We start from the raw sequence: 12,452 nt of genomic DNA, 5'->3' as shown, positions 1-12,452 counted from the left end.
TCATCCATGCCCACAAGGCAAGAACGATAGCAATGACTTTGTTCTTAATTGTTTCCAGAAGTTTCATTTTGATTTTTGTTCGCTATGTCTTTTCGTTTAAAAGCGGGGCCCTCACGATTCCACCAACCACCACCCAATGCTGTAAATAATGCTGCTGTATCAGAAAAACGAGTTGCTTGAGCCGCGACTGATTTCACTTTTGCCTGTTGATACTGATTTTGGTAATACAGGACTGCCAAATAACTAGCAGTACCTAATTTATATTGCTGCTGAACTAAGTCGAGTGTTTCAAAGGCGTAACGCTCTGCGTCTGATGCTGCCTTTAGAGCTTGTGCACCTGTCTCGAGGGCGCGTAATGAGTTAGCCACTTCTTGAAAAGCATTTAAGACCGTAGACTGATACTGAAAAGCTGCTTGCTCATAATTTGCGATTGCGCCACGACGCTGCGCTAATAACTGACCACCCTGAAACAGGGGCTGCAAAATTCCGCCGCCAATAGACCACAATGCCGAGTTGGGGCCAAATAATGCAGCTGAGGTCAGCGCAGCGGAACCAATTGAGCCAGTGATATTAAACTGCGGTAATAAATTTGCTGTAGCCACGCCAACAAATGCGTTCTGCGCCTTGAGTTGAGCCTCTGCAGCCCGTACATCGGGGCGCTGACGCACTAGACTTGACGGAACAGAGAGCGGTAACTTTTCAGGCAAGTGCAAATTTGAGAGATCAAACTTTGCAACATTGGCGTTGCTAGGCAGCTCACCAACAAGTACTGCCAACTGATTACGAGCAAAGGCTAAATTTCTTTCATAGTTAAATAGATCAACTTGTGAACTTGCCACTAAAGTTTGCTGGGAAGTCAAATCAACTTTATTAACCGTACCAATCTTGAGTTGCTTCTCTGTTACTTCTGCCAAATTGATTTGGGCTTTTAAGATTTCTTCTGTCGCCTGCATTTGCGCACGCAAGGCTGCCTCTTTAACCGCGCTTGTGACTACGTTAGCGGTTAGAGAAAGATATGCTCCCTCTAGTTGAAACTGAGCAACTTCAGCCTGGGCTCTCGCACCCTCGACTGCACGGCGCGCACCCCCAAAGACGTCTAACTTATAAGTTACATTTACTGAGGTGTTGTAAAGATTATAAGTGTCTGAACCATACGGCAGGCCATAAATTCCGGCTGGCTGAAGTTGTCGATTAGCTGCGCCACCAACACTTACTGCTGGAAAATATTGGCCGCCAATTTGAGCGCTCACATTTTCTTGTGCGGCACGCAATGCTGCATCTGCTGCACCTAAATTTGGGTTTTGCTCAAGTGCTTTTTTGATCAGAGCATCTAGCTCTGGAGACTTATAAAGCTCCCACCATTGCGCCTCTATATCTGCCCCCTCGGCAAATTCTTGAGGAGTGCCACCGGGCACTCCAGGAGCAGTGGTTAATTTTGGAGAGAGAGGGCCCTCTGTATACGTCTTAGTCTTTGGAGCATCAGGTTGCTTAAAATCAGGACCGGCCGCACAAGCAGACAGCACTCCTGTACAAATCAACAGAAGTAAGTTCAAACGTGAGAGTGGAAACACTTTCGACAGAAACATGAATTGCAGCAAATATCCTCTTTTACAAGACTTATTTGAACACAGAAATACAATCGGAGCCCTGCAAAGCCCTGATTTAACTAATTAAATTTGTTCACAGCTTTGAGCAAATGTCAAACTTGGAAATTATTCGACGGTAACGCTCTTTGCAAGATTTCTTGGCTTATCTACATCAGTGCCGCGTGAACAGGCTGTGTGATATGCCAGTAGCTGTAGAGGCACTACATGCAGAATTGGAGAAAGGTTGCCATAGTGCTCCGGCAAGCGAATGACATTAATGCCATCGCTACTGACAATCTCAGTATCGTGATCAGCAAACACATAAAGTTTACCGCCTCGCGCTTTGACTTCTTGCATATTGGATTTGAGTTTTTCAAGAAGCTCATCTTTTGGAGCAACCGTTACAACTGGCATTTTGTCAGTTACTAATGCCAAAGGGCCATGCTTTAACTCGCCAGCTGGATAAGCCTCAGCATGAATGTATGAAATCTCTTTTAATTTCAATGCCCCTTCGAGTGCGATTGGGTAATGCAGGCCGCGCCCTAAGAAAAGCGCATTCTCACATTTAGAAAAAGCATCGCTCCAAGCGATGATTTGCGGTTCCAGCGCTAATACGGCATGCAGTGCTTTAGGTAGGTGACGTAATTCACGAAGTAGCTCTTTTTCTTTTTCAGGAGAGATTCTCCCTGCACGCTTGGCTAATGAAACTGCCAAGAGGTAAAGTGCCAATAACTGTGTAGTAAAGGCTTTTGTCGAGGCAACACCAATTTCAGTGCCGGCTTTAGTTAAAAAGTGCCAACCCGTTTCACGAACCATGGCGCTACTAGCAACGTTACAAATTGACAGGGTGTACTGATGCCCAAGACTCTTGGCATGACGCAGGGCCGCTAATGTATCTGCTGTCTCGCCTGATTGAGATACGACCACAATCAAAGTTTTTGGATTTGGAACAGTGGTGCGATAACGATACTCGCTTGCAATCTCAACTTGAGTTGGAATACCAGCGATATCTTCGAGCCAATATTTACCAACACATGCCGAGTAATAACTGGTACCACAGGCCAAAATTAAGATTTGATCAAATTTCTTCCAGTCACCAGCATTTGCATTGAAGAGTTCTGGGCCAAAAGAAGCAATATTAGCCAGCGTATCGCCAATCGCCCGAGGCTGCTCAAAGATCTCTTTTTGCATGTAATGCTGATAAGGGCCAAGATCCACAGAGTCTGCCTGCGTAGGCATTGGCTTGCGCTCTCTTTGAACGGGTCTACCGGCTTGATCGGTCACCTCTACACTTTCTGCTTTAAGAATGGCGACATCGCCCTCTTCTAAGTACATCATTGAGCTAGCACGCCCAGCCAAAGCCAGTGCGTCTGAGGCTAAAAAGTTTTCATGATCACCTAAAGCTATTACCAATGGCGAGCCAGCTCGTGCACCAATTAAGGTTGTAGGCTGAACTTGAGTAATTACGCCAATCGCGTATGCACCATGTAATTTAGGTAAAACTATTCTGACTGATTGGGCGATGTCTTTTTGGCCATCAGTAACGTATTGTTGATGAATCAAATGGGCAATCACCTCAGTATCGGTCTCTGAAGTGAACACATAGCCCGCAGCTTTTAATTCTGAGCGCAAGATTTCGTAATTCTCAATAATGCCGTTATGTACAACAGCGATCAGGTCATTCGAAATATGCGGGTGAGCATTTTGCGTATCTGGCTTACCATGCGTAGCCCAGCGTGTATGGGCAATACCGACCGTGCCCATAAACCCTTTGCCCTGCTCAGCTAACTCAGAAACGCGGGCTGTAGTGCGAGCCCTTTCGATTGGATGCTTGGCATCATCTCCATTAATGACCGCAAATCCACATGAATCATACCCGCGGTACTCAAGGCGACGTAAGCCTTCAACTAGAACATCAACAATATTTTGATGGGATGCTGCACCAACAATTCCGCACATTATTTTTTACCCTTTGCGGTTTTTTTAATGGTCACCTTTTTCACGGCGACTTTCTTGCTAGTGGCTTTCTTTGCAGCAGGCTTTTTCTCTTGCTTAACAGGGCGCTTCCACTGTAAAGAAACTTGCCTTGCTCTGGATACTGTTAGCTGATTTGCTGGCGCATCTTTTGTCAGGGTTGTGCCTGCACCTAATGTAGCGCCACGGCCAACACGCACAGGAGCAACTAGCTGTGTATCGGAACCAATAAAAACATCATCCTCAATAATGGTTTGGTGCTTATTCACGCCATCATAGTTACAAGTAATGGTACCTGCACCAATATTAACTCTCGAGCCCACAATAGAATCGCCGATATAAGCTAAATGATTTGCTTTGCTATTAGCCGCGATTTTGCTGTTCTTTACTTCAACGAAGTTACCAATATGAACATCGTTTGATAAATCAGCGCCGGGGCGTAAGCGTGCATATGGCCCAATCACTGACTGGTTGCCAACTTTAGCCCCATCAATATGGCTGTAGGCATTTACTGCAACTCCTTTACCAATCACACTGTTACGAATCATGCAGTAAGGGCCAATTGTTGTTCCCGCTGCCAGGGTGACGCAGCCTTCAAAGACACAACCTACATCAATAAAAACATCGGTACCGCACTCGAGTGTGCCGCGCACATCAATGCGAGCAGGATCAGCAAATGACACACCAGCATCCATCAATTGATTAGCAATATTGAGTTGATGAATGCGCTCTAAGGAGGCTAATTGGTCGCGACTATTCACGCCAACTGTTTCAAATTCATCATCTGCTTGTGTCGTGCGAATGGGAACGCCATCTTTCACGGCCATCGCAATCACATCGGTTAAATAATATTCGCCTTGGGCATTGCTCGCGCGCAAAGCTTTTAGCCATTTCTTTAATACATTGGTTGGCAACGCCATGATGCCAGTGTTAATTTCATGAATCGCTTTTTGTGCTGGTGTTGCATCTTTCTCTTCAACAATCTCCTGCACTGAACCATCGGCGTCACGAACAATACGGCCATAGCCCTTTGGGTTTTCTAGAATCTGAGTAAGTAATGCAAGGGCAGAATCTTGGCCACGCACACCGTCTGCTAATTTGGCTAATTTACTTAAAGTTTTTTTACTAGTCAGCGGGACATCGCCATAGAGAACCAAAGTAGGTTCTTGCATATCTAATTTTGGCAGTGCTTGCAGCAGAGCATGGCCTGTTCCTTTTTGCTCAGCCTGGAGTGCAGTAGAGACTTTGCTAAAGGTCGGATCAACTTTACTTACATTGGCTAAGAATTCCTTTACATCGGCAGCACCATGACCAACCACCACGATTGGACCGTTTTTGGTCTGCTTGTTTTGTAGTGATAAAGCAGTAACAAGGACGTGCTGGAGGAGAGGCTCCCCTGCTAGCGTTTGCAGAACCTTAGGCAGGGCGGATTTCATCCGCTTTCCTTGCCCAGCAGCCAAGATGACGATATTCATAAGGGGGGATTATAAGTCCCCTGAATGAGAGTTCCACAAGCCAATTCGTCTAATTCCGCCTCATCAATCGCTTTATCGCCGGATGATCTAGCGGCAATGCCAGATAGCTCGGTAGAAATCTCTAGGTTTTGGAAATCAAAGGCCTCGCCATCCATTAAATGGGATGGAACGATATGGTGCATTGAGCGAAAGAGATTTTCTACTCGGCCAGGGTGCTTCTTTTCCCAGTCACGCAACATTTCCTTCATTACCTGACGCTGAAGATTGGGCTGACTACCGCAAAGATCACAAGGAATGATCGGGAAATTCATATCGCCCGCATAGCGCTCAAGTAATTTCTCGGGAACATAAGCTAAAGGACGGATAACAATATGCTTGCCATCATCGGAACGTAACTTAGGGGGCATGCCTTTTAATTTGCCTGCATAAAACATATTCAGCATCAAAGTTTCTAAAATGTCATCGCGATGATGGCCTAAAGCAATCTTTGTTGCACCCAATTCATCTGCCACGCGATACAAAATACCTCGGCGTAAACGAGAACATAAACCACACGTTGTTTTTCCTTCAGGAATAACGCGCTTGACAATACTGTAGGTGTCTTGCTCTTCAATGTGAAACTGAACGCCCAAACTCTTTAAATAATTGGGCAATATCTCCGCAGGAAAGTTAGGCTGCTTCTGATCCAAGTTAACAGCAATGATCTCGAAATGAATTGGAGCTCGCTCACGTAACTTCATCAAAATATCCAGCATGGCATAACTATCTTTGCCACCAGAAACACACACCATCACTTTGTCGCCATCTTCAATCATGCCAAAGTCACCGATGGCTTGACCTACTAAGCGACAGAGTTTTTTCTCTAGCTTGTTCTCTTCAAAGACGACTTTACGAATATCACCCATAGCAACTCACTTACGCTTGCTTAATCCGAAATACTTCGACACCAACAGAATGACAATCTGGATATACGTCTGGCTTGGCCGTACTAACTCGCGCTGCCAATACCTTAGGATGTGCCAGCATTGCAGCTACGATGTCATCACAAAACGTTTCTTGAAGATGAATATGACCTTTAGAAGCCCGCGCCTTAATGGTTTCGCGCATAAAGTCGTAATCAACCACTTCATCTAACTGATCATGCGTTGGAGTATTCATCGCCAATGGAATGTAAAGATCGACATTTAGAGTCACGCGTTGCTCTGCTTTTTTCTCAAAATCATGAACACCAATATTGATATAGATTTCATAGTCGCGCAAAAATAAACGGCGGCAATCTACAAGAGCTGGATGAGAAAGAATTGCGTGCATGAATAACCTACTTAATTTGTCTTGAACATCACATCACGTGATGAGGGTAATAAATGTTGGCCACCATCAACATATAAAGTGGTGCCAGTAACGGCATTCGCTTGCGCCAAAAATACAGCTGCTCCTGCAACATCATTTGGCGTCGATGACTTTCCCAATGGCGTCATTTGATGCGCTTTTGCAAATCCGTCATTAGTTTGATCGCCAGAGGGCAAGGAAATTCCAGGTGCCAAGCCAACCACCCTGAGGTGAGGAGCAAAATCTAACGCCAGTACCTCAACGGAAGTTGCTAAAGCTGCTTTAGACAAGGTATATGACAAATAATCTGGATTGAGATTAATTAACTTTTGATCAAGCAATTGAATGACCGATGGCAAGTGATCACCATCTGTTTTATTTGAATTATTTTGCTGATATTCAAACATTAGCTGAGATAGCAAAATGGGCGCAGTTAAATTGACCTGCATGTGATTTTGCAAGCTAGTCGCACTCAACGGTGCATCCGAATTGGCGCGATCGTACTCAAAAATAGATGCGCTATTGACTAGGCAATGCAAGTTTGGAAATTGTTTAGTAACTGCGGTAAAGAGTATTTTGATAGCACCCTCATCTGCCAAATCGGCCTGAAAAGCTTGAGCCTGGACCCCAATAGCCTGAATTTGTTTGACGGTTTCCTGAGCATCTTGCTCGGATCGCCCATAATGAACTGCCACATCCCATCCCTGGCGTGCAAACTCCAAAGCAATTTCTCGACCTAGGCGCTTGGCTGCGCCCGTCACTAAAACTGCTTTCTGTTGGCGGGATGAGGGTGAGTTCAATTAAATTCTCTTAGACTAGCGAGCTATGGATATTACCTTGACCAGCCTTGAAACGGAGCATAGCGAGCTCCTCAAGGCCAAAATTGCGTCTCAGATCGCCTCTCAGGGCGGCTGGCTGCCATTTTCTCGGTATATGGAGATGACCTTATATGAGCCTGGAATGGGCTATTACAGCGCCGGGGCTCATAAATTAGGCGCTAGTGGGGACTTCACCACGGCCCCTGAGCTAAGCCCCCTCTTTGGAGCGGCAATTTGCTCTACCTTATTGCCGGTTTTTGAAGGTCTCCAAGAAAAAGGTTTGCCGACCCAAATCCTTGAATTTGGCGCTGGGACAGGAAAGCTTGCTGCCTCGATTCTGAGTCGACTTCATGATCTTGGCTTTAGCTTGGATCGCTACGACATCATCGAGATCTCTCCTGATCTAGCACAGCGTCAGCAAGAACGCATTGATGGCCTTGTTCAAAAATTAAATTTATCCACTCAATCTTGTTGGCTTAGCGAATTACCAAAAGAATTCAAGGGCATCATTCTTGCTAACGAAGTCATCGACGCCATTCCCTGCGATGCGATCATTTATCAAAATGGATGTTGGTATTGGTATGGCGTTGGCTTTGAAAATCACAAGCTACTTTGGAAAGTTGGCTCACCCGTAGCGCAAGATCTATTGCCTGAAAGCCTCTTAAGTGGGAATTTTTCCGAAGGCTATGTCACTGAATTACATATGCCTGCTAATGCATGGATGCGGCAAGTTGCCAAGCAACTAGACACTGGTCTATTTTTGACTTTCGACTATGGCTTTCCAGAAAGCGAGTACTACCACTCACAAAGACTGGAAGGTACGCTAATGGCACACCATCGCCATCATGCAATTCAGGATCCCTTTTACCTTCCAGGCCTTTGTGATTTGACGACCCATGTAGAGTGGTCACAAATTGCGCGTAACGCACTTGTGGAAAATGCTGATGATGTGTATCTCACTAATCAAGCCGCGTATTTATTAGATGCGGGGATTGGTGATATTGCATTAGAGATTGGCAATCCGAGCGATCCTGAAACCTTTTTACCAATCTCAAACTCACTACAAAAACTACTGTCCGAGGCCGAAATGGGTGAGCTCTTCAAGGCGTTTGCCTTCTCAAAAAATTTAGGTAACTTATTGCCGGAACATTCTCTAGAAGACCTACCTGGACTTCGGGGCAGAAATAGACTCTAAAGTCTAAGACTGAAGTACAGCAGTAATTGCAGCGAGTCTTGCAGATTCAAATGCACTACCAATCCGCTCACCATTCGATCGATCTTGCGCCTCAACACCAGCAATAATCTCTGCTGTATTTAATGCTAGGGCCTTACGCATCGCATTCGTCAACACAGAAACATTCAATCCAATTTTGTCGGCAAGGCTCAGCAATAGCTGGGCACGATCTGGTTTGCGCCAAACATCTGCGCGATTAAACCAAGCTAAGACATCAACAGATTGATAAGGGGTGTGCGCATACTTCTGAACCAATACCCTCAGCTCACTAAAAATTTCACTGAAGTCACGTAATTCAATGGGCATACGTACACATTGAGCCCATGAGCGAATTTCAGTCGCAGGAAGATCCATCAAAGTAATGGCGCAACGCTCTTCTAATCCATTGCCACTTGCTTCGTAATGCGCAATCAATGTCTCACGAAAAGGTTCATCCGCAAGCTTTACGTTGAGCAATGCGGGTAATAAACTTTTGCTAGCGCCTGTATTTAATAGGACCTGAAACATATGCATGGGCCTGGAAGAAATCAAGCCTCTAGCCAGCTCCTGCCAAATCCGCTCTGCTGAAAGTGTGCTTAACTCACCAGATTGAACAATCGCTTTTAACGCTGCCATCGTCTCATTAGCAATACTAAATTCGGGGAAGCGTGCAGCAAAACGTGCAATACGCAGTAAACGCAGTGGATCTTCGGCAAATGCATCAGATACGTGACGAAATACTTTGCTAGCCAAATCTTCTTGGCCGTTATATGGATCAATGATGGGGCCAAATTGTTTTCCATCGGCATCAATTTCTTGGGCCATCGCATTGATGGTTAAATCACGGCGCTCTAAGTCTTGCTCTAAGGTCACTGAAGGGTCTGCATAAAAATGAAAGCCTTTATAACCTTGGCCCGTTTTTCGTTCAGTACGCGCTAAGGCATATTCAGCTTGAGTTTCTGGATGCAGAAAGACTGGAAAATCCTTACCCACAGGACGAAAACCTTTGGCAATCATTTCATCCACGCTAGAGCCAACAACTACATAGTCGATGTCGTGCACAGGCAAACCCATTAGGGTGTCCCGTATTGCACCACCAACTGCGTAAATTTTCATTACCGCATACCCTCTAGAGTGCGTCGACTAACGCCAAACACTTCGCTTAATGCATCCTGACCATTTACAGGCAATACATTAGGCAATTGCATCGAGGCAATATTGTCACGCGACATCAAGGTAGGCCCTGGCAAGAATTCAAATGCAAGGGCTTGGAGATACCCTACAAAGGCAGGCACTGGAATAATGGTGCAAGAGGTTTTGGCTTTGCGTGCTGCAAACTCCACAATTTCTTTCATGGTGTAGACCGTAGGCCCAACTAAATCATATGATTGATGAATAGTCTGCAGCATTGTTAGTGCCATGACAAAAGCTGTTGCAACGTCATCTACACTCACTGGCTGAAATTTAGCCTGATGATTTGCCAAAGGCATTGCTGGAAACAATTTAGTAAGCTTTGCAAATAAATTAATAAATTGATCTTGCGCGCCAAAGATGACTGATGGCCTAAAAATGGTCCAATCTAAATTACTCGCCTTGACTGCGACTTCACCATCGCCTTTGCTACGCTGATACATAGATGGCCCATTCGCATCCGCACCCAATGCACTCATATGTAGATAACGCTTAAGACCATGCATTTGCATCGCAGTGATAATATTTTTTGGCAAGTCTACGTGGGTCGCCTTAAATACCTTTCCATAAGGCTGCGCAGGCTTATCGTGCAAGACACCCACCAAATTAATCACGGCCCCATTGGTTTCAATGCGCGCACATAGAGATTGCAGCTCATCAAAATCATGTACATCAGCATCTTCCAAATGTACCTTAGGTAGCATGCGTAGTTCACGACCAGCAGCAAGATGGCTTGTAGGCAAAAGAACGGAATAACCCTGCATTTGTAATTGCGCAGCTATTACCCGCCCAACAAATCCATTACCGCCAATCAAAAGTATGTCGTATTTCATGAGCTCTCTTATTAATGAATGCTAATTAAGGTAATTCAGATTGAGTTGCTGCTTTAGGGGAAATGACCCCTAAGCGTTGCTTCAAAGATGGTGTTTGCCCATTCATCACAGAGGAATAGTAACTGGCATTTGAGAGGACATTTTTCACGTAAGTCCGCGTTTCATTGAAGGGAATAGTCTCAGCAAAGATCGCGCCCTCTGTTGGGCTAGTTAACTTCTCACGCCATGCTTTTGAGCGTGAGGGGCCTGCGTTATAGGCAGCAGATGCCAGCACCCAAGAGCCATCTAAGTCAACTAAAACCATATTCAGGTAATTACTTCCTAAAGTTAAATTGGTATTGGTATCGCTCAGCTTGTCATTAGTGTAGTTATTCATGCCAATCTTTTTAGCAACATACTTTGCTGTATTTGGCATTACTTGCATCAAACCTGAAGCACCAACCGATGAAGATGCATTCATGATGAAGCGTGACTCCTGACGAATGAGTCCATAAGCCCAGGCCAGATTCAAATCAATCTGTCTAGCAATGGGTGAAAGCTCATCCCTGAAAGGAGTTGGATAGCGCAAACTAAAGTCATGCTCTTGTTTTGTGCGATCCGCAGTATTGACGACGCGGTCATATAAATGAATACGTTTGGCGTATTCAGCGGCGGCGAGCAACTGCTTATCTGTCATATTACGCAGCTCCCAATTCCACTCGCGATTACCTTCAAAGCGCAGATTCATGGCATACAAACGCTCGCCCCTGATAAAGCCCTTGCGACTAGCCATCACATCAATCTCTTGCTCAGTCACTTTAGTTCGAGCTGGCGCATGATTCGATCTACCCAACTCTTCACGTGCTAGCTGACCATAAAAGTTGTATTGGTCTGCAATCAACTCAAAACTCTCTTTGGCCTTTGCATCTTGACCTTCAGCTTTTAAAGCGCGGCCGTACCAATAAGTCCAAGCAGGATCTTTACTTCGAACTACAGGGTTCATACCCTCGATAGCATTTTTTACTAAAGGCCAATCCTTGGCGCGCAAGCCTGCGCGAACCTTCCACTCTTGCGACTCTATTGAGAGTAATTCGTTATAGCCGAGGTCTTGTTGCAAGCGATAAGCATCATCAGCATTTGGATCTAATTTCTTCGCCAGAAATTGACCAATGACAGCCCAAGCAACAGCCTGATTCTCTTTACTGTAGCGTGAGGAGGTTTGCAAAAAATCACGGTAGGTCCTAGCAGGATCGGCCTTGGCAGCCTTGACGATTTCTGCAATAGGATCTTCACCGCCCAAGCGACGTGCCATGCTGTCAAAACCTCTTTCGCTTGCCGCGCGGCCAATTGCCTTTGCCTCGCTAGGCGTCATACCACCGGCAGCAACTAAGGAAGGAACCAGCTCTTGGCAAGCTTGTCCAAAATAGCTTGGATCCAACAAGATTGAGCGGGAGTCGATTGCTAATTTAGTTGGATTCTCGCCTTGAGATAATTTTGATAGCAAGGAATAGCACTTCACCTGAGTGTCATCATCCAAAACAAACTTGGCATACTCCAAATCAAAACGAGCCCAGTCTTTTCGCTTACCCAAGACTAATAACCAATCATTACGCATGCGATCAGCCAAAGCAGTGCCTTGATACTGATTTAAAAACGCAACCACCTCGGCATCAGCACTGTAATCACCACGGGGCCCACCACCACTATCAAATAATTGGGGCTTAATTCGAAAATACGCCACATAGTCATCAAATGGATAGGCTGCCAAGCTGGATGAAAGCTGTTGCGTGCGAAAGACATCATTCTTCCTGGCAGCTTCTCGAAGATCAATAAACATTCGATCGGTATCTGTAATCTCAGCTGGGGCAGCCTTGCTCTCATACGACTTTGGCATGCTCGGTTTTTTTGTCTTTTCTGCAAAAGCGCTTGGCATAGCCAAGGCTAGCCCTAGAACCAATATCTTGGTCCAGTGGAGCTGATTAATTTTGATCATTTGAGACTTCTTTTTCACCATCTAGCCTTATACAGATTTGCCAGTATTTGCCTGGTATTAA

The 12,452-nt window shown here is 45.3% G+C and carries 10 protein-coding genes; 1 reads left to right on the top strand and 9 read right to left on the bottom strand.

All coding sequences use genetic code 11. The features are described 5' to 3' along the window. Positions 1–44 precede the first annotated feature (44 nt). The 6 genes from ICN17_RS03500 to ICN17_RS03475 form a co-directional block, all read right to left on the bottom strand. The gene (locus ICN17_RS03500; RefSeq protein WP_216236151.1) at positions 45–1,586 is read right to left on the bottom strand and encodes an efflux transporter outer membrane subunit; all 1,542 of its coding nucleotides are present in this window, start codon (positions 1,584–1,586) and stop codon (positions 45–47) included. Positions 1,587–1,712: 126 nt separating this feature from the next. Further along, positions 1,713–3,545 carry a glutamine--fructose-6-phosphate transaminase (isomerizing) gene (glmS, locus tag ICN17_RS03495; RefSeq protein WP_216236150.1) on the bottom strand — a complete coding sequence of 611 codons (1,833 nt, stop codon included), beginning with the start codon at positions 3,543–3,545 and terminating at the stop codon, positions 1,713–1,715. After that, positions 3,545–5,035: a bifunctional UDP-N-acetylglucosamine diphosphorylase/glucosamine-1-phosphate N-acetyltransferase GlmU gene (gene glmU, locus ICN17_RS03490; RefSeq protein WP_216236149.1), complete on the bottom strand. Its 1,491-nt coding sequence runs from the start codon at positions 5,033–5,035 to the stop codon at positions 3,545–3,547. Before glmU ends, glmS begins: the two co-directional genes overlap by 1 nt. Continuing rightward, complete coding sequence (ttcA, locus tag ICN17_RS03485; RefSeq protein WP_087908695.1) at positions 5,032–5,940, bottom strand: tRNA 2-thiocytidine(32) synthetase TtcA; 909 nt, start codon at positions 5,938–5,940, stop codon at positions 5,032–5,034. The genes glmU and ttcA overlap by 4 nt, the downstream gene beginning before the upstream one ends. 10 nt (positions 5,941–5,950) lie before the next feature. Then, positions 5,951–6,346 carry a dihydroneopterin aldolase gene (locus tag ICN17_RS03480; protein ID WP_216236148.1) on the bottom strand — a complete coding sequence of 132 codons (396 nt, stop codon included), beginning with the start codon at positions 6,344–6,346 and terminating at the stop codon, positions 5,951–5,953. 11 nt (positions 6,347–6,357) lie between these two features. Beyond that, positions 6,358–7,164, bottom strand: coding sequence for an SDR family oxidoreductase (locus ICN17_RS03475; RefSeq protein WP_216236147.1), 807 nt, complete (start codon positions 7,162–7,164; stop codon positions 6,358–6,360). 25 nt (positions 7,165–7,189) lie between these two features. Here ICN17_RS03475 and ICN17_RS03470 point away from each other — a divergent pair, with 25 nt between their 5' ends. Continuing rightward, complete coding sequence (locus tag ICN17_RS03470; protein WP_216236146.1) at positions 7,190–8,377, top strand: class I SAM-dependent methyltransferase; 1,188 nt, start codon at positions 7,190–7,192, stop codon at positions 8,375–8,377. A gap of 3 nt (positions 8,378–8,380) precedes the next feature. Here the strand turns inward: ICN17_RS03470 and ICN17_RS03465 are convergent, their stop codons facing one another. From ICN17_RS03465 to ICN17_RS03455, 3 genes are read right to left on the bottom strand one after another with little or no spacing between them, the layout of a single operon-like run. After that, complete coding sequence (locus ICN17_RS03465) at positions 8,381–9,511, bottom strand: polynucleotide adenylyltransferase (RefSeq protein WP_216236145.1); 1,131 nt, start codon at positions 9,509–9,511, stop codon at positions 8,381–8,383. Further along, positions 9,511–10,419: a complex I NDUFA9 subunit family protein gene (locus ICN17_RS03460; RefSeq protein ID WP_216236144.1), complete on the bottom strand. Its 909-nt coding sequence runs from the start codon at positions 10,417–10,419 to the stop codon at positions 9,511–9,513. The genes ICN17_RS03465 and ICN17_RS03460 overlap by 1 nt, the downstream gene beginning before the upstream one ends. Before the next feature lie 25 nt (positions 10,420–10,444). Next, entirely contained in the window at positions 10,445–12,391 is a 1,947-nt protein-coding gene (locus ICN17_RS03455) for a lytic transglycosylase domain-containing protein (RefSeq protein ID WP_216236143.1), read from the bottom strand. Positions 12,392–12,452 lie beyond the last annotated feature (61 nt).

This window comes from Polynucleobacter sp. 73C-SIWE (assembly GCF_018882465.1).
Taxonomy (GTDB): Bacteria; Pseudomonadota; Gammaproteobacteria; order Burkholderiales; family Burkholderiaceae; genus Polynucleobacter.
This window is presented reverse-complemented; position numbering and strand designations above follow the sequence as displayed.